Origin of the sequence: Streptomyces sp. NPDC006365, from assembly GCF_042870755.1 — a bacterium.
GTDB lineage: Bacteria > Actinomycetota > Actinomycetes > Streptomycetales > Streptomycetaceae > Streptomyces > Streptomyces xiangluensis.
The window spans coordinates 20,617-37,104 of sequence record NZ_JBIAHS010000024.1; the positions used below are offsets into that span (position 1 = coordinate 20,617).

A 16,488-nucleotide genomic window follows, 5' to 3' on the forward strand; every position below is an offset into this window, starting at 1 on the left:
ACGCTGTCAACTGCCTTTCCCGCCACGGGTGTTGGGGAGCAGACGAACCGTTACGTCTGCTCCTGGGCGCGGGCGATGAGCAGGGCCACGTCGTCGTGGTTGTCGGGGTGGTGCAGCGTGCGCAGGAGGAGGTCGCAGACGTCTTCCAGGGGGCGGGCGGGGTCGTCGAGGAGGCTCAGGAGCGTGTCGAGGCGTTCGTCGAGGGTGTGCTGGCGGGTCTCGACGAGACCGTCGGTGTAGAACACGAGCTGGTCGCCGGGGTGGAGGTCGACGGTGGTCGTCGAGAAGGGGACGCCGCCCACGCCCAGCGGTGCCCCGGTGGGCAGTTCGAGCAGTTTCGGGCTGTGGCCGGGACGGACGAGGGCGGGCGGCAGGTGCCCGGCGTTGGCGAAGCTGCACTGCCGCGCATGGGGATCGTGGATGGCGTACACACAGGTGGCGATGTAGTGGTCCAGGCCCGCGGTGATCTTGTCGAGGTGTTCGAGGAGCCGGTGGGGTTCGAGATCGAGCGAGGCCAGGGTGCTCGTCGCGGTCCGCAGTCGGCCCATCGTCGCGGCGGCGTCGATGCCGCTGCCCATGACGTCACCCACGACAAGAGCGGTCTTGCCGTCGTCCAGGGGGATCACGTCGAACCAGTCGCCGCCGACCTCGCCGACGGCGCCCGCGGGCTGGTAGCGGGAGGCGACCTCGAGTCCGGTCGTCTCGGGCGGATGACTCGGCAGCAGGCTGCGCTGGAGAGTGACGGCGGTGTTGCGGGCGTTCTGGTACCAGCGGGCGTTGTCTATCTGCACCGCCGCACGGGCGGCCAGCTCCCGGGCGAGCAGCAGGTCGTCCTCGCTGAACGGCAGCGGGTTGCGGGTCCGCTTGAGATCCAGGGCGCCGAGCACTTCGCCGCGCGCGATCAGGGGCACCGCCAGATACGAATGGACGCCCGCCCGCGCCAGGAGCGCGGCCGATTCCGGATCGCGGGCGATGCGGACCAGGTCGGCGTCCTCCACCCGCTGCACCATGACCGGTCGGCCCGTCCGTACGCACTGGGTGACGAGCCGGTCGGGCTCATAGCGGGCGACCTGCCCGGCGGGGTCCGCCGCCCCGAGCGCTTCGGTGACATGGTCCGCCTGGACGGCCAGCGCGCGGATCACCGCCGGCTGAGCGGGCCGGAGAACGCTGGGACGGCCCTCCATCACCGCCTCGAGCAGATCCACGGCCGCGATGTCGGCGAGTTCCGGCACGGCGACGTCGGCCAGCTCACGGGCGGTGCGGTCCAGTTCCAGCGTGGTGCCGATACGCGTGGTGGCGTCGGCGATGACGGCCAGGCGGCGCCGCGCGGCCTCGGCCTCGATACCCGCCCGGTGCCGTTCGGTGACGTCCACGACCGATGTGGCCACGCCCAGCACCGTGCCGATGGCGTCCTCCAGCCGATAGAACGAGACCGACCAGGCATGATCCTCGTCCGGATCGGCCGGGGTGCGGCCGATGGTGTGCTGCTCGACGAGCGGGACGCCGGTGTCCAGCACTTGGCGCGCCGCTGACTCCAGAGCGCCGGCGTCGACGGACGGCAGGACCTCGCGGACCGTCCGGCCGATGTGCTCCTTCGCGGGGACGCCGTTTATGCGCTCCAGTGCCGGATTGACCGACACGTACCGCAGATTCGTGTCCAGGACGGCCAAACCGATCGGCGACTGCGAGACGATCCGCGCGGACAGCGCCACGTCCCGCTCCAGCCGGCGCACGGTCGACTGATCGGCGGCGAGACCGAGGGCGTAGACGGAACCGCGGTCGTCCAGGAGCCGCATGTTCCGGAACTCCACGAGGCGCGTGGTGCCGTTCTTGTGCCGTACGGGGAAGGCTCCGGCCCAGCCCTCGCCGGTGAGCATGACGTCGGCGAACAGTTTGACGACCAGATCGGCGTGCTCCTCGTGGACCATCAGCCGGGCCGCGTACTCGCCGAGCGCCTCCTGCGCCGTGTAGCCGAACAGCTCCTCGGCCTGCGGGCTCCACAGCACGACGCGCCCCTTGGTGTCCAGCACCACCGAGGCCACGCCCAGCACATCGAGCAGCCCGCTCGGCTGCACCGGCCCGCGAACGGGTTCGTCACCCTCGGTCACGGGAGATCCGGCTGCGCTCATCCCTCGCACCGCCCTCGATCCATGCGGCACACCGTTCCACGCGCCGACTCTCCCAGTCTTATCGCGGTCACCCTGCCCTCCGGCGTTGCCCTCGTCTTTCTCCACCATCCCTCAACACACCACCGGCTGTCCGGCGAAGACGCCGGGAGGGCAGGGGAGATCACGGCAGGGCCGGTGACGCCTCGTAGCAGATCACCGCATACGTCACGATCCGGCGCCGCGGGATATGCGTCAGTCCCGTACCGAACCCGGGGCCGCCGCCCAGCTGCAGCGGCCACACACTGGGCATATCGCCCACCAGGACCTCGATCAGCGCCGGGCCCGGCTCGCCCCGACCACTTGGTGACCGACCCCAACATGCCGCCCTGGCCGGGCAGCTCGTGCAGCATGGCCAGTCACCGGCCGGCCGGCGTCGAGGCGATGTCGGCGGCCACCACCAGCATCGGGGACGAGTAGGCGTAACCCGTGGCGAGCGGGCAGCGCGTTGAGGACGCCAGGATCCCTGGCACCACCGGACAGACACGGGGGCGTCCGGTCGTCCGTGCGTACGCCTCCGCCATGTGGGCCGCGCCCTGTTCATGCCGGGCGGTGATGTAACTGATCGACGCCTCGATGGAGCGGGCGAACGCGTCCAGCACATGGTCGAGTTGAACGCCCGGCACGCCGAAGACATGTCGTACGCCCTCTCGCTCCGGCTGCGCCACGAGTGCTTCGGCGCCAGTCAGCTCCGTCATGTCGGCACCGCTGCCTTGGCGTTGTCGGGTTCCTTGGCCGACGGGGCGAACGGCACCGGCCGACGCTTCGAGCCGACGATGTGGGCGAAGCAACGTCGCTTCCGTGACCTGGGCCATTTCGCTCAGGCGAGCGGCGGGCTACCGTGCTGCTCCCCACCCCCAGTTGTTGCGGACGGCCAGTGCACGCAGATCTCTCCCCGGTCATAGCGGCGACCGCTCAGTGGCTGACGTGTGCGTATCCGCCGGGCGGCGGTGCGCTGGACGCCGCGCTCTGTGAGGCGCAGGCCCGGCAGGCCGTGACCGTCGCGGCGTGGCTGCGCTATCCGACACCGATGGACGCCGCGCTCGTCGGCATGGCGGGCCCCGGAGGCTCCGACCGGCTCGACTGGATCACGGGGGCGGAAGGGGCCGCGGCCAACGACGCGGACGGGTACGCGTGGCGGACCTGGGTGGACGAGGTCGTGGCGAGCTGGGCCGCCTGCCTGCTCACCGACCCGGTGCTGGCCGGGCAGGCGGTGTCCGCGCTCGCCGACTCCAGCCACCTGTCCTCGGCGCGGGCCGAGTTCCGCCGCCTGGTCGCTCCCGACGACCGCGACCGGCGGGCGGCCGCACTGCTGCGCCACCCCGACCTCCTCGCGCCGATAGCCGAACTGCACCACGCGGACCTCCTCGACCGCCTGCGGCCGGGGCAGGCGCTGAGCGCCTGAAACAGGGGCACAGACGCCGACCGTCCGAGGGCAGGAATGTCCCGTGGTCGTTTGGGGACCCGGTGACGCGTGTCCAAGCAGCAATCGACACGAGGCCGTGGCCCCCGGGCCGTCGGCGGGCAGGACGGGTGGCCCTCCGGCTGACGGGTGGCGCCAAGGCGGGCGTTCAGCGTCCATGCCCAGTCCGCCTGCCCTCCGCGCGACTGCGGGCCGGCTGCGCACGCCCTTGTCGGCGGCGCGTCCCTTCCGGCCCCGGCGACGGCGGCCGACAGTGCGTCCAGCCCGCCGCGACAGCGCCGCGGCGCCCCGTCCGACCGGGCACCGGGAGTCGGCCTTCGCGCTCCGTGAGTCACCCGAATGCCGTAGACCACCGAGCCCTCGGCGCCCCCGCGGCGGACGCTGATCGAGAGCTCGACGGCCTTCGGCCACATCAGCAGCCCAGAGGCGAAGGAAGGCGAAGGAAGGCGAAGGAATGGGGGCCGATTCAAGGAATGGGGGCCGATTCGCAGTCGCCGTGTACAGAGGAGATCGACATGAGCACCGTTCCCGCACGGAACCGGGACCATGCCGTCGTCACCGGCGGCGCGGGCTTCGTCGGTTCGCACCTGTGCACCGCTCTGCTGGACTCCGGCACGGCGGTCACTTGTGTGGACGACTTCAGCACCGGCCGGACCGAGAACGTGGCCGCCCTGCTCGACCGTCCCGGATTCACCCTCGTGCAGGCCAACGTCTCCGAGGGACTCACCGTCGAGCGGCCGCCCGATCTCGTACTGCACTTCGCCCGCTGCGTCCCCCGCCGACTACCTCCGGCTGCCCCTGCATACGATGGAGACCGGCAGCCTCGGCACCCGCAACGCCCTGGGGCTCGCCCACGACTCCGGCGCCCGTTTCCTTCTCGCCTCCACATCCGAGATCTACGGCGACCCGCAGCAGAACCCCCAGAACGAGCGCTACTGGGGCAATGTGAACCCGGTCGGACCCCGCAGCGTGTACGACGAGGCCAAACGGTTCGGTGAGGCGCTGACCACCGCGCACGCCGAAACCCACGGCACCGACACCGCCATCGTGCGGCTGTTCAACACGTACGGCCCGAGGATGCGCGGTCACGACGGCCTCTTGCGTGGACGACTCCCCGCAGTACCCGCGCCCCGCCGGCCCAATCCTGCCGTTGCCGTCACTCCTTCTTCCCGCGCCCCGTCAGCACATCGCGCACGCGGTCGACAAGTCCGGCTCCGGGAGCCAGGAGCTTGTTGGCCGGGGGCTTGTCCGGTGCGGAGGGATGCGGACGCGTCGGTGCCAGCTTCTTCGCCTGCCGGACCTTGTCGCCCAGCTCGTCCAGGGCCTCGGCTGGAGCAGTGTCGCGCAGCATGGGGAAGAGGTTCTCCTCCTCGTCGGCCACGTGAGAACGGATCTCGTTCATCAGCATGCCTATGAGCCGGTCGAACTCGGCATCGCTCGCCTCACAGCTCTCCAGGTCCTTCATGATCTGCTCAGCCCTGGAATGGTCGTCGATCTCCTTGTCGGCCACCGTGTCCCCGTCGGGCAGGTACTGCCGCACGGCCGGGTAGAGATGCTCCTCCTCGGCCACCGAGTGCCGGACGAGCTCCATGGTGGCCTGGTCGGCGTAGACCTTGCGGTCCTTGTCGCCGGGCGGCAGCGCCTCGATCCGGCCGAAGATCTCCTCGACCTCCCGGTGGTCTGTCACCAGCTCGGTGATGACGTTTCCTTCGTGTGCCATGTCCAGTACCTCCAGTACCTCGGTCAAGGTGCGGCGGCCCCTGGTCAGGACCCCACTCGGCCTCCGGGTGCCCCCGCCTGGCTGGGAGCTAACGCCCGGCCGGTGCCTGCTCAGCCGAAGGCGCCGGCGGAGGCGGAAGCCGTCGTCGGCTCCTCACGGCCGTGCAGGTGATACACGCTGAACGCCCTGCGGATGACCGGCTGCGCCACGTTGCGGACCGGGACGCCGCCGCTGGTCATCCCGTGTTCCGTACCGGCGTGGGCGTGTCCGTGGACGGCCAGGTCCGCGCCCGCCGTGTCGATCGCCTCGGCCAGGAGGTAACTGCCGAGGAACGGATAGATCTCCGGGGGCTCGCCGGCCAGCGTGTCCGGCACGGGCGAGAAGTGCGTGAGCGCGACCCGCGTCCCGCAGCCCTGCCCGGCCAGTTCGTCCAGAGCCGTACGCAGGCCATCGGCGCAGCGGCGCGTGTACCGGATGAACTCCTTCATCAGCGGTTCACCGAACTCACTGCCACTGCGGCCTACGAACCCGCCACCGAAGCCCTTCGTGCCCGCGACGCCGACACGCACGCCGTCGACTTCGACGACCGTTCCCTGCCCCTCGACAACGCGCACACCTGCCGCGCGCAGCACGGCGGTGACCTCCTCCGGCTTCTCGTCGTGGTGATCGTGGTTGCCGAGCACGGCGACGACCGGCACGGGCAGACCGCCCACCTCCTCGGCGACCACCCGCGCCTCCTCCGGCGTTCCGTGCCGGGTGAGGTCGCCGGCCAGGAGCAGCAGGTCGGCACAGTCGGCCAGCGTGTCGAAGGCCGGCCTGAGCAGGCCCTGACTGTCCACCCCCATGTGAATGTCCCCGACGGCCGCGACGCGGATCATGCCACCTCCTCCGGGTGATCGGGAGCCGCGGCCTCGGCCACGACTATGTCGTAATGAACGGCAAGGCCGGCCAGTTCCTCGTTCACGGTGCGCAGTAGCTCCTCCCGGCAGTGCGCGGTGGGCACGGTGCCCATGACCGTCACGGCCGAACCCCGCGGCTCGACGCGCATACCGAGCTCGCCCAGTTCGCCGGCGGCGAGCCGCTCCTGCAGATGGGCGATGCGGTACTCGATGTTGTTCTCGGCGTGGGTCTCGGCGGCACCGACGTCCGCCGTGGTCCCCGTACCACCCGGGTCGTGTCCGGCATGGGCGTTCATTGATCTCCTCCCTGCGGTGCGATGACGTCCAGGCGCTCCAGCAAGTACAGAAAGGCGGCCGGCATCGGTACGTCCACGAACTCGCGGCGGATCTGCTTCCAGTCGACCTTCTCGCGCAGCAGCCGGGCGATCGGCAGGACGGCGCCGAAGTCGCAGTGGTGCTCGGAGAAGGCGGCGAGCAGGCTCCGCAGCAGGTCGGTGGGTGCCAGGACGGGCATCTGTACGGAGTCCACCGACAGGTCCTGCGCCCTGCCGAGCAGCTCGGTGCTGACCGGCTCATGGGCCAGCCCGAAGATCAGGTCCACGTCCTGGCCGAGACACTTGGCCTTCAGCAGCCAGTCCTCGGGAGGCGCGTACACCGTCAGACCGGCGTCCTCCAGCGTGGCGGCGACCGCTTCGGCGTCCTCGGGCCTGATACAGAAGTCGGCATCGTGCTGGAGATTGCCCACCCCGCCATGGGCATAGACGGCGACACTCCCGGCCAGAGCGAAGTCGTGCCCGTTCCTCTTCAGGAGGGAGGCGACTTGCTTGGTCGCCTCCAGGATCGCCTGGTGGCGGTCGGGCGGAAGCTCCTGGGCACGCGCGTCGGGCCGACGGCTCCCCTCACCCGCACCGCCCGCCAGATGCAGGTCAGGAGCCGGGCGCCGCCCGTCGAGAGCGGCGTCATCCGCGTTCTGCGCCACTGCTGCTCCCTTTCCGGACGCCGCCGCACACGCGATGCAGGCCGGCCGTCTCCGACGAACCCTGCGCTGATGGCTGTACGGGTCTCCATCGCACGACGGATCAATCAGGGTTCCGGAGCGGTACGGAATGACGGTCGGCGTTTCGTGGCCACGCCCCGTACCTACGGCCTGCCACCGTGGCGCACCACGTCCCCCAAGGGCCGGGCGCGCAGCCGAGGTCAGTCGACCCCCGCCCCCGCCTTCCAGCGCTGGTCGTCGTCTCCGTCGGCAGGTTCGAGATCCAGGCCCTCGCCGTCGGCCGGGGTCAGGGCGTGGTCCGGGGCGATGGCCGGGCGGATGACACCCGTACTCTCCACCGCGAACCGAAGGTTGTCGCCGTTGCTGCTGTCGAGCGATTCGCAGGTCCAGATACCGAGGCCGTCGTCGACGGAGCCCCGGCTGTCCAGGCAGAAGTCCGGGTCGGCGAACGACTGCAGGGCTCCACGGCCGGCGTCGACCCGCCAGCGCTGGGTGCGTGACGCCGAGCAGTCGGCGGCGATGACGTTCGTACCGTTGTCGAAGTCGCCGTCCTCGACGTCCAGGCACAGGCCCGAGTCGACGTTCACCACCTGGGCGTAGGAGCCGTCCGGCGGCCCGGACGCCGGGGGCTTCGTACGCGTCGGCGTCGGTGTCGGCGTGGGCGTCGGTTTCGGGCTCGGTGAGGCAGGGGGCGACGGCTTCGTCGGCTCGGGGGTCGGGGACTGGGCCGTGGCGGACAGGGTCGGCGGCGGCGAGAACGTCGACGTCGCGGTGACCGAGGGCGGCCGCGTCGGGGTGTCCACAGCGCCGGCCGTCTCCTGCGATCCTGAGTCACCCTGCGTCAGCAGGTAGACCAGCAGCGGTGCGAGCGCGACACCGAGGGCTGCCGAGACGATCGCCAAGCGGCGGGACGGCCACCACGCCGACCAGCTCCACCAGCCGGCCGGACCCTCGTCCTTCCCCGCTGTCGTACGCGCTTCCTGCCGCCCCTCGCCCGCCGCCCCGCCGACCATGGCGTAGGCCGTGCCGCCCCAGGGCAGCAACCCCTCGGCCAGAGCGGCGTGCGGAGTGTCGCGCAGGGCCGCCAACTCCTCGTACCCGGTGGCACAGTGCGGGCAGCTGCCCATATGGGCGACGAGGTCCGCGCTGCGGCGTGGCCTCTCGGGCCGTACGGCCTCCTCGATCAGGCGGCGAAAGTCCTGGCAGTCCGGATCGTCCGAACCGGCGAGGCGCGTGGTGAGCACGGAGTGGCACACGGCCTGGAACGCCCCTTCCATGCCGTACGCCACATCCTCGGGCCTGACGCCCAGAAGGCGAGCGGTGTCGGTCTCGGACTCCCCGTCCACGACGCCGTACCAGACCAGACCCTGCACCCGCGTGGGCAGCGTCAGGAACGCGGCGAGCATCGGCGGGACGGGACCGTCGGGACCCGCATCCGCCTCGCCCAGGCGGGTGAGCAGACCCGGGGCGAGACGGGCGGCACGTTCGTCGGCGGACCATTCGACGGCCACGCGGCAGGCGAGCAGCAGGAGTTGATGCCGCCAGGGCGTGCGCGGCTCGAGGCCGCGCGCCGTCTCGCGGGCCGCGAGGGTGAAGGCCGTCGCAGTGATCCGATGGGCCGCCGACTCGTCGACGGCGCACAGACGAGCGTACGAGAGAACCGCGGGCCGGTGGCGGCTGCGCAGCTCGCGCCAAGCCGGGCGCGCGGTCCGGGCGTCGGCGCGCAGTAGATCGGTCAGCCGCGCATCGGACACCGAAGGGAGTTCGTCCCGCTCGGGCGGCATCGGCTGCTGGGGGGCCTGCTCGCCGCCGTCGGCCTCGGTGTCGCAGTACTCGTCGGACTCGTCGCCCCGAGCCATGCCCGTGCCTCCTCGCACCACACGCTGTTACTGCCCGTCCGAATCCCGTCGCGTCTGTGGGTCTGGAGCGACCCTAGTGACGACAGGGGACGGCGGGTGCGTACATGAAGACATGAATTGCTCTTCATGTGATCCTGTATGGTGCCGGTGCGGCCCGGGAACCACCGTCTGCCCGCACGCCCCCATGCGCCCCTCATGAAGGAAAGTGATGACCTCCACGCTCACCCAGCCGTCGGTCGACCGGGCCGGGCCCGAGCGCGCCGGAACCGCGCCCCGGCGGCGCACCCGCATCCTGGCGCTCCCCGAGGCGCGCTGGGCTGCCGCGGCCACCACCCTCTTCCTGCTCGCGCTACCCCTCCAGCTGACCGGAGCCCCCGCCTGGACCTGGGGCCCGCTCTACGCACTGGCGTATGTCACCGGCGGCTGGGAACCGGGCTGGGAGGGACTGAAGGCGCTCAAGGAGAAGACCCTCGACGTCGACCTGCTCATGATCGTCGCCGCCCTGGGCGCGGCCGCGATCGGGCAGGTGATGGACGGCGCCCTGCTGATCGTCATCTTCGCGACGTCCGGCGCGCTGGAGGCACTGGCCACCGCCCGCACCGCCGACTCGGTCCGCGGGCTGCTCGACCTGGCTCCCTCCACCGCCACCCTGCTGACTCCGGACGGCGGCGAACAGACCGTCTCCGTCGAGGAGCTGGCGGTCGGCGACATCATCCTCGTACGCCCCGGAGAGAGCGTCGGCGCCGACGGCCGCGTACTGGACGGAGCGAGCGAGGTCGAGCAGGCGACCATCACCGGCGAACCGCTCCCCGCGCCGAAGGAACCCGGGGACGAGGTCTTCGCGGGCACCCTCAACGGCACCGGAGCCCTGCGGGTCCGCGTCGAGCGCGACGCCTCCGACTCGGTGATCGCCCGGATCGTACGGATGGTGGAGGAGGCGTCCGAGACCAAGGCGCCCACTCAACTGTTCATCGAGAAGGTCGAACAGCGTTACTCGCTGGGCATGGTGGCCGCGACCCTCGCCGTCTTCCTCGTGCCGCTCGTCTTCGGCGCCGAACTCGACGGCTCGCTCCTGCGGGCCATGACCTTCATGATCGTGGCCTCCCCTTGCGCGGTCGTACTGGCCACCATGCCGCCCCTGCTCTCCGCGATCGCCAACGCCGGACGGCATGGCGTGCTCGTCAAGTCGGCCGTGGTGATGGAGCGGCTCGGCCAGGTGGACACGGTCGCCCTCGACAAGACCGGCACGCTGACCGAAGGCTGCCCCCACGTGACCGACGTCCGGCCACTGCCCCGAACCGGCCTGGAGGAGGACGAGTTGCTGGCGCTGGCGGCGGCGGCCGAGCACCCCAGCGAGCATCCGCTGGCCCGAGCGGTCGTGGACGCGGCGCGCGAGCGTGGCCTCGGCCTGCCCGCCGCGGAGGACTTCACGTCCGCACCCGGCGTCGGGGTGAAGGCCGTCGTCGCCGGGCGCACGGTCGCGGTGGGCGCCCCGGCCCGCCTTTTGGACGATGCCGAGCACCCGTCCGCTGCGATGGCCGAGAACCTCGAGGAGTCCGGCCGTACCGCGGTCCTGGTCATGGTCGACGGCCTCCCCGCCGGAGTACTGGGCATCGCGGACCGGTTGCGCCCGGACGCCGCCGCCACCGTCGCCTCCCTCGCCAAGCTGACCGGCACCGTTCCGACCCTGCTCACCGGCGACAACGCCCGGGCCGCCGCCCACCTGGCCGCCGAGGCCGGCATCGACGACGTACGCGCCGGGCTGCTGCCGCAGGACAAGCTGAGCGCGGTCAAGGAGATGGAGGGCGCGGGCCGCAAGGTGATGGTCGTCGGCGACGGCGTCAACGACGCGCCCGCCCTGGCCGCGGCCCACACCGGTATCGCCATGGGCCGGGCGGGTTCCGACCTCGCTCTGGAGACCGCCGATGCCGTGATCGTCCGCGATGAACTCGCCGCGGTCCCCACCACCGTCGCCCTCTCCCGCCGCGCCCGGGAACTGGTCGTCCAGAACCTCGTCATCGCCGGGGTGTTCATCGCCGGACTCGTCATCTGGGACCTGGCCGGCACCCTTCCGCTGCCCCTCGGCGTCGCGGGCCACGAGGGCTCGACCGTCATCGTCGGCCTGAACGGACTGCGCCTGCTGCGGGAGACGGCCTGGCAGCGGGCAGCCGGCGTGGGAAGCGGCTGACGCCACCACTCGATGCCCGAACCCGGGCACGACGACGGCCGCCCGACGGGAAGCCGGGCGGCCATCGGGGAGCGACGGGGACGTAAAGGCCAGCGCTACTCCTGTGCGTGACGGATGGCATCCAGCACGATGTGCGCCACGTGGTCGTCGGTCAGGCTGTACTGGGTCTCGCGGGCCTGGCGCCGGGCGGTGACGATCCTGGAAGTGCGCAGCACTCGCAGGTGCTGGGAGACCAGAGGCTGGCTCACGCCGAGGGTGGCGACCAGTTCGTGGACGTACTTCCCGCCGGTGGAGAGCTCGCGCACGATGCCGAGGCGCACGGGCGAGGCAAGGGCTCGCAGCAGCTCACTGGCGGCCTGCAGGGTGTCCGCGGGCTCGCTCGCCGGGGGAGGGGAAGTCGTTGCCATATGCAGACATTAGCATGTGGCAATGGTTCCCGATTCGGTGCGTGACCTGCGCGTATCGGCGCCAGTCGCCACCGGCCGTCAGTGGTCGTCCCAGTGCCCCTCGTGGGCGGCGTGACGGTGGCCGTCGTGCACGTAGTCGGTGTGGCCGTCGTGCGGCACGGCGATGTGGCCGCAGCCCTCGCCGTGCTGATGGCCGTGTCCTTCGTGGACGCTGTGGCCCGCGCCGTTGTACTCGTCGATGTGGTCGCCGTGCGCCCGGTGGATGTGTCCGTCGTGGGCGTAGTCGGTGTGGTCGCCGTGCGGGATGGCGACGTGGCCGCAGTCCGTGCCGTGGGTGTGCGTGTGGTTCTCGTGGGTGAGGTGGTCGGTGGCGCTGGTCATGACGACTCCTTGCCTTGTGCCTGGCACGCGGGACGGTCACGACATCGAAGAGGGTCACGACATGGGGATGATCGCGGAACTTGGCCATGGCGCGCGGCTCGCCCAGCAGCCGCCGTACCGCGGTCTCGCGGTCGCCCTCGATCCGCTCCGGTTTCAGTGCGACGTCCTGCCCGACCACCTCGTCGTGGGCCAGCCACACATCACCGCTCCCCCGGGCGCCTCTGCCCTGTTTGTGGAATTGGGGGCGGGCTAATTCGTCCCCCCGGCGCCGGGTTCCCCCCTCATCTCGACCCAGACCGCGCGCGCCCCGGGGGCCGCGCGCGTTCTGATCTCGAACCTACTGCGCACCGGGGAGGTTACGCAGGGTTGCCCCGGAGCCTCCATCAGGCGCCCTTATGTGTAGAGGTGATGAGGTCGATGGTGTCTGAGTGACTATGCCCCGGGTAGAGGGGTCAGACTGATGTGGCTGCATTTCGCGGCCGGGAAGCAGGGCTCACCGCACAGGCGCCGCAACAACGGGCCGCTGTCGCAGCGAGGGCGCCGCCGTCACTCGTACGGAGTAATCCGGCAGGTGTGGCATGGCGTGGGAAGTCCGCGCCGGGCGGGGCCCCGAGCCGTGCGGTGTCCGTCCTCCGAGCACCGCTCGCCGGGCGTTCACGGTGGGGGTCTCGCAGGATGGTGGGGGTTGCCCGGCCGTGGAAAGGGCCGACGAGCAGCCGTTTCCCGCGCGCGGCGGACAGCCGCCCGATCCCCCACCCAGGGAGTAGCAGATGGCAGTGATAACGCAGGCGCTGGTACCGGCGCTGGAAGATGCCCGGCAGACGCATGCCGCAGTCGCCGACCGGTTCCGGGCGGATGTGACGGTCACGCCTCCGGGTCCGTACCGCCAGATGCTGGAGCGCCAGGTCGCCGAGGTCCTGGACAGCCTTCAGCGGATCGAGCATCACGTACGCGAAACGCATCCGCGCGGCCTGCTCGGCACCACGGTCGACATGGCGGGGGTCGTCTCCCGCAGCGCCATGCGTACGGCCATGCTCCCGCTGGCGATCGGGTCGTCGCTCGTGACCGGGCTGCTGGGCGGTCGGCAGGCCAAAGAGCTGCGGCTGTTGAAGAACGCCGAGAGCGAGTTCACGGCCGCGGCCCGGGCGCTGGCCGCCTCCCGCGCCGGGGAGAGCATCGCCGAAGAGGTCCAGGACCAGGCCGCCGCCGATCTGCTCGGGTCGCTGCGCCGCCAGGACCAGGAGCTGCTGGAAAAGCTGGAGGACACCGTAGCCGCGCACGCGCGGGCCGTGGCGGCCGCGGGCAATGGCTTCGGCCCGCAGCACGACGGCAGCATGCGAGACGAGCTCATGCAGGTGGTGCGGACGACTGCCGACCGGCTACGGGACATCGTCCGGACCAGCGGTCGGCAGACCAAGTCCGCGGCCGAGGGCGTGGTTCGCGAGATGCCGGGAGTGACCCGGATGGCCGAGGAAGTCCAGGGCGCGGTGACCCGGGAGGAGGACCTGCCGATCTCTGGGTACGGCCGGCTCGGCCTCGACGAGATCAACAAGCGGCTGCGCCCGCTGTCGCAGTCCGACCTGACGGTGATCGAGGGCTACGAGCGGGCCCACGCGAACCGGGACGCGGTCCTGGACGCCATCGAGCAACTGCGCGGCAGCGAACCGTGGTCCGGCTACGACACCATGGACCCCAGCCAGATCATGGCCAAGCTGCAGAACGTCTCCCTGGGCGTGGCCCGCCAGGTGGCGGAGTACGAGCAGCGCCACCGCCGGCGCGAGCCGGTCATCTCCGCCGCCCAGGCACGCATCCCCCTGTAACTCCCGAGGGGCGCCGACAACGGGCCGCCTCCTGCCTCGCGGGCAGGAGGCGGCATGCGTGCGATGCGGGGCAGTCGAGAGGACCTCAATCCCGCGAACTCCCGGCGGAACGAAGGCAGTTGACCCTACGTTGTATGCCTAAGGCCAACGATGGTTCCCCACAAGGAGGCTGTCCGGTGACGCAGGATTCGTCCACCCCCGCCACCGCGGCATCAGCGAAGATCGACTCGGCGGTGCCGCACTCGGCCCGGATCTGGAACTACTGGCTCGGCGGCAAGGACAACTACCCCGTCGACGAGGAAGCAGGCGACGCGTTCCGCGAGGTCTTTCCCGGCATCACCGACCTCGCCCGCGACTCACGGGCCTTCCTCGGCCGCGCCGTGCGCCATCTGGCCGGTGAGGCCGGGATCCGCCAGTTCCTCGACATCGGCACGGGTCTGCCCACGGCGGACAACACCCACGAGATAGCCCAGCGGATGGCCCCCGACGCCCGCATCGTCTACGTGGACAATGACCCCCTGGTCCTGGCCCATGCCCAAGCACTGCTGACCAGCACCCGTGAGGGAGTGACCGACTACCTCGACGCGGACCTGCACGACCCCGGTACCGTGCTGCGCGAAGCGGCCCGCACCCTCGACCTCACTCAGCCGGTGGCACTCACACTGATGCAGGTCAGCGGGCACATAGCCGACTACGACGAAGCGCGGTCCATCGTCAGCACGCTCATGGGGGCGCTGCCGTCCGGCAGCTACCTCGCGTTCAACGACAGCGTGGACACCAACCGGGCCAACGCCGTGGCCACCCGCCTCTACAACGAGAGCGGCGCGGCCCCGTACCACCTGCGCAGCCCGCAGCAGCTCGCGGGCTTTTTCGACGGCCTGGAACTGCTGGAGCCCGGCGTCGTACCCATCACCGACTGGCGCCCCGACCCCACGACGACCGGCACTGACGGCGAAGTGATCGCTGTGGGTGGCGTCGCTCGAAAGCCGTGAAGTCCTGAAGTCGCACCCCCAAGAGGCGGTGTGATGACGCTGCGTTCAGCGGTCGCGGGGGCCGGAGTGGTTCAGGACGTGCCACCGCACCGCGGCCGGCGACCGCAGCGGACGGTACGGGATTCAGCTGCCGCCATCGACGCGAAGTCCTCCTCGTCAATCCTTGAGCTTTGTCGACATCAATCCCTGAGCCGGTCGATCTGCCGGATCTTGTTCGTCGCGTCCAGGGCTGCGACTTTGTAGGACTCCGCGAGAGTGGGGTAGTTGAAAACCGCGTCGACGAGGTAGTCGACCGTGCCGCCGCAGCCCATCACGGACTGCCCGATGTGGATCAGCTCGGTGGCCCCGGTGCCGAAGCAGTGCACGCCGAGGAGTCTGCGGTCGTCCGGCGAGACCAGCAGCTTCAGCATGCCGTGCGAGTCGCCGATGATCTGCCCCCGGGCCAGCTCGCGATAGCGGGAGATGCCGACCTCGTACGGCACGGACTCCTCGGTGAGCTGGTCCTCGGTCCGCCCGATGAAACTGATCTCCGGGATGGTGTAGATGCCGATCGGCTGAAGGCCGTCCATCTGGTTCACCGGCTCGCCACAGGCGTGGTACGCCGCCGTACGCCCTTGCTCCATCGAGGTCGCGGCCAGCGCCGGGAAGCCGATGACGTCGCCGACGGCGTAGATGTGCGGCACCTCGGTGCGGTAGTGCTCGTCGACCTTGATCCGGCCGCGCCGGTCGGCGGACAGACCGGCCTTGTCGAGTTCGAGGTCGTCGGTGAGGCCCTGGCGGCCCGCGGAGTACATCACGGCGTCCGCAGGTATCTTCTTGCCGCTCTCCAGAATGGTGAGAGTGCCCCGCGGGTGACGTTCGACCGCGGCGACGGTCTCCCCGAACCGGAAGGTGACGGCCAGGTCCCGCAGATGGTACTTCAGCGACTCGATCACCTCGATGTCGCAGAAGTCGAGGATCCCCGGCCTCTGTTCGACCACGGTGACCTTGCTGCCGAGAGCGGCGAACATCGACGCGTACTCCATGCCGATCACGCCGGCGCCGACGATGACCATGGACCGCGGCACCCGCTCCAGATTGAGGACCTTGTCCGAATCGATGATCGTCAGGTCGTCGAACTCGACGCTGGCGGGCCGGGCAGGGCGGGTGCCGGTGGCGATGATGATGTGCCCGGCGCTCAACATCCGCTCGTGGCCGGTCACTTCGCGCAGCGCGACGGTGTGGTCGTCGACGAAGCGGCCGGTGCCGGCGAACAGGGAGACGTGGTTGCGCGACAGCTGGCTGCGGATGACGTCGACCTCGCGGCCCACCACGTGCTGGGTCCGTGCGGTCAGGTCGGCGACGGTGATGTCCTCCTTGAGACGGTAGCTCTGGCCGTACAGATCACGTTGGGTGAGGCCGGTCAGATACAGGACCGCCTCGCGCAGTGTCTTGGAGGGGATGGTCCCGGTGTGGATGGACACCCCGCCGACCATGTCGGGGCGGTCGATGACGGCGACCCGGCGGCCGAGCTTGGCCGCGGCGATGGCGGCCTTCTGGCCGCCCGGGCCGGATCCGATGACGAGCATGTCGAAGTCGGGCACGTCCGGAGTCTGACAGCTCGAAGGTCCCACCCGAAAGGGTGGGCAGCCATGTCC

General features: G+C 70.7%; 16 protein-coding genes and 1 pseudogene. 6 read left to right on the forward strand and 11 right to left on the reverse strand.

All coding sequences use genetic code 11. From position 1 onward, the window contains the following. Nucleotides 1-50: 50 nt before the first annotated feature. The 3 genes from ACFYO0_RS40390 to ACFYO0_RS40400 all read right to left on the reverse strand — a co-directional run bounded on the left by ACFYO0_RS40390 (nt 51) and on the right by ACFYO0_RS40400 (nt 2,863). Nucleotides 51-2,129, reverse strand: a complete 2,079-nt coding sequence (locus ACFYO0_RS40390) for a SpoIIE family protein phosphatase (protein WP_388686426.1) — start codon at nt 2,127-2,129, stop codon at nt 51-53. Nucleotides 2,130-2,289: 160 nt separating this feature from the next. Then, the gene (locus ACFYO0_RS40395; protein WP_388686427.1) at nt 2,290-2,418 is read right to left on the reverse strand and encodes a hypothetical protein; all 129 of its coding nucleotides are present in this window, start codon (nt 2,416-2,418) and stop codon (nt 2,290-2,292) included. Nucleotides 2,419-2,524: 106 nt separating this feature from the next. Next, the gene (locus ACFYO0_RS40400) at nt 2,525-2,863 is read right to left on the reverse strand and encodes a thiamine pyrophosphate-binding protein (protein WP_388686429.1); all 339 of its coding nucleotides are present in this window, start codon (nt 2,861-2,863) and stop codon (nt 2,525-2,527) included. Between the two features lie 179 nt (nt 2,864-3,042). Between ACFYO0_RS40400 and ACFYO0_RS40405 the strand changes: the two genes are divergently transcribed. Further along, nucleotides 3,043-3,570, forward strand: a complete 528-nt coding sequence (locus ACFYO0_RS40405) for a hypothetical protein (protein ID WP_388686430.1) — start codon at nt 3,043-3,045, stop codon at nt 3,568-3,570. A gap of 533 nt (nt 3,571-4,103) precedes the next feature. Continuing rightward, a pseudogene (locus tag ACFYO0_RS40410) lies at nt 4,104-4,683 on the forward strand (NAD-dependent epimerase/dehydratase family protein); the annotation flags it as partial. Nucleotides 4,684-4,744: 61 nt separating this feature from the next. Here the strand turns inward: ACFYO0_RS40410 and ACFYO0_RS40415 are convergent. The 5 genes from ACFYO0_RS40415 to ACFYO0_RS40435 form a co-directional block, all read right to left on the reverse strand. Beyond that, nucleotides 4,745-5,308: a hemerythrin domain-containing protein gene (locus tag ACFYO0_RS40415; RefSeq protein WP_388686577.1), complete on the reverse strand. Its 564-nt coding sequence runs from the start codon at nt 5,306-5,308 to the stop codon at nt 4,745-4,747. 110 nt (nt 5,309-5,418) lie between these two features. Continuing rightward, nucleotides 5,419-6,186, reverse strand: coding sequence for a metallophosphoesterase (locus tag ACFYO0_RS40420; protein WP_388686432.1), 768 nt, complete (start codon nt 6,184-6,186; stop codon nt 5,419-5,421). After that, nucleotides 6,183-6,503 (reverse strand): hypothetical protein, encoded by a 321-nt coding sequence (locus tag ACFYO0_RS40425; protein WP_388686433.1) that lies wholly within the window; start codon nt 6,501-6,503, stop codon nt 6,183-6,185. Before ACFYO0_RS40425 ends, ACFYO0_RS40420 begins: the two co-directional genes overlap by 4 nt. Next, nucleotides 6,500-7,132, reverse strand: coding sequence for a nucleotidyltransferase family protein (locus ACFYO0_RS40430; RefSeq protein ID WP_388686579.1), 633 nt, complete (start codon nt 7,130-7,132; stop codon nt 6,500-6,502). The genes ACFYO0_RS40425 and ACFYO0_RS40430 overlap by 4 nt, the downstream gene beginning before the upstream one ends. Before the next feature lie 272 nt (nt 7,133-7,404). Further along, entirely contained in the window at nt 7,405-9,063 is a 1,659-nt protein-coding gene (locus ACFYO0_RS40435) for a ricin-type beta-trefoil lectin domain protein (protein ID WP_388686435.1), read from the reverse strand. Between the two features lie 208 nt (nt 9,064-9,271). Here ACFYO0_RS40435 and ACFYO0_RS40440 point away from each other — a divergent pair, with 208 nt between their 5' ends. Further along, entirely contained in the window at nt 9,272-11,251 is a 1,980-nt protein-coding gene (locus tag ACFYO0_RS40440; protein WP_388686437.1) for a heavy metal translocating P-type ATPase, read from the forward strand. 95 nt (nt 11,252-11,346) lie between these two features. Here ACFYO0_RS40440 and ACFYO0_RS40445 read toward each other — a convergent pair whose 3' ends face one another. Both ACFYO0_RS40445 and ACFYO0_RS40450 read right to left on the reverse strand, forming a co-directional pair. Then, the gene (locus ACFYO0_RS40445; protein WP_386338539.1) at nt 11,347-11,658 is read right to left on the reverse strand and encodes an ArsR/SmtB family transcription factor; all 312 of its coding nucleotides are present in this window, start codon (nt 11,656-11,658) and stop codon (nt 11,347-11,349) included. Between the two features lie 78 nt (nt 11,659-11,736). Further along, nucleotides 11,737-12,039, reverse strand: a complete 303-nt coding sequence (locus ACFYO0_RS40450) for a hypothetical protein (protein ID WP_388686439.1) — start codon at nt 12,037-12,039, stop codon at nt 11,737-11,739. A 61-nt stretch (nt 12,040-12,100) separates the two neighbouring features. On the opposite strand from ACFYO0_RS40450, the gene ACFYO0_RS40455 reads away from it, so the two are divergent. The 3 genes from ACFYO0_RS40455 to ACFYO0_RS40465 all read left to right on the forward strand — a co-directional run bounded on the left by ACFYO0_RS40455 (nt 12,101) and on the right by ACFYO0_RS40465 (nt 14,851). Then, entirely contained in the window at nt 12,101-12,292 is a 192-nt protein-coding gene (locus ACFYO0_RS40455; RefSeq protein ID WP_388686440.1) for a hypothetical protein, read from the forward strand. Nucleotides 12,293-12,809: 517 nt separating this feature from the next. After that, nucleotides 12,810-13,859 carry a hypothetical protein gene (locus ACFYO0_RS40460; protein ID WP_388686441.1) on the forward strand — a complete coding sequence of 350 codons (1,050 nt, stop codon included), beginning with the start codon at nt 12,810-12,812 and terminating at the stop codon, nt 13,857-13,859. 176 nt (nt 13,860-14,035) lie between these two features. Beyond that, nucleotides 14,036-14,851 carry an SAM-dependent methyltransferase gene (locus ACFYO0_RS40465; RefSeq protein WP_388686442.1) on the forward strand — a complete coding sequence of 272 codons (816 nt, stop codon included), beginning with the start codon at nt 14,036-14,038 and terminating at the stop codon, nt 14,849-14,851. A gap of 179 nt (nt 14,852-15,030) precedes the next feature. Here the strand turns inward: ACFYO0_RS40465 and sthA are convergent, their stop codons facing one another. Further along, on the reverse strand, nt 15,031-16,434 hold the full coding sequence (gene sthA, locus ACFYO0_RS40470; protein ID WP_388686444.1) for a Si-specific NAD(P)(+) transhydrogenase: 1,404 nt from the start codon (nt 16,432-16,434) through the stop codon (nt 15,031-15,033). Nucleotides 16,435-16,488 lie beyond the last annotated feature (54 nt).

What these genes read in the sequence shown, in the direction of transcription:
- ACFYO0_RS40390 (WP_388686426.1), bottom strand. Translation starts at nt 2,129, where the DNA reads ATGAGCGCAGCCGGATCTCCCGTGACCGAGGGTGACGAACCCGTTCGC.
- ACFYO0_RS40395 (WP_388686427.1), bottom strand. Translation starts at nt 2,418, where the DNA reads ATGCCCAGTGTGTGGCCGCTGCAGCTGGGCGGCGGCCCCGGGTTCGGT.
- ACFYO0_RS40400 (WP_388686429.1), bottom strand. Translation starts at nt 2,863, where the DNA reads ATGACGGAGCTGACTGGCGCCGAAGCACTCGTGGCGCAGCCGGAGCGA.
- ACFYO0_RS40415 (WP_388686577.1), bottom strand. Translation starts at nt 5,308, where the DNA reads ATGGCACACGAAGGAAACGTCATCACCGAGCTGGTGACAGACCACCGG.
- ACFYO0_RS40420 (WP_388686432.1), bottom strand. Translation starts at nt 6,186, where the DNA reads ATGATCCGCGTCGCGGCCGTCGGGGACATTCACATGGGGGTGGACAGT.
- ACFYO0_RS40425 (WP_388686433.1), bottom strand. Translation starts at nt 6,503, where the DNA reads ATGAACGCCCATGCCGGACACGACCCGGGTGGTACGGGGACCACGGCG.
- ACFYO0_RS40435 (WP_388686435.1), bottom strand. Translation starts at nt 9,063, where the DNA reads ATGGCTCGGGGCGACGAGTCCGACGAGTACTGCGACACCGAGGCCGAC.
- ACFYO0_RS40440 (WP_388686437.1), top strand. Translation starts at nt 9,272, where the DNA reads ATGACCTCCACGCTCACCCAGCCGTCGGTCGACCGGGCCGGGCCCGAG.
- ACFYO0_RS40445 (WP_386338539.1), bottom strand. Translation starts at nt 11,658, where the DNA reads ATGGCAACGACTTCCCCTCCCCCGGCGAGCGAGCCCGCGGACACCCTG.
- ACFYO0_RS40450 (WP_388686439.1), bottom strand. Translation starts at nt 12,039, where the DNA reads ATGACCAGCGCCACCGACCACCTCACCCACGAGAACCACACGCACACC.
- ACFYO0_RS40455 (WP_388686440.1), top strand. Translation starts at nt 12,101, where the DNA reads ATGGGGATGATCGCGGAACTTGGCCATGGCGCGCGGCTCGCCCAGCAG.
- ACFYO0_RS40460 (WP_388686441.1), top strand. Translation starts at nt 12,810, where the DNA reads ATGGCAGTGATAACGCAGGCGCTGGTACCGGCGCTGGAAGATGCCCGG.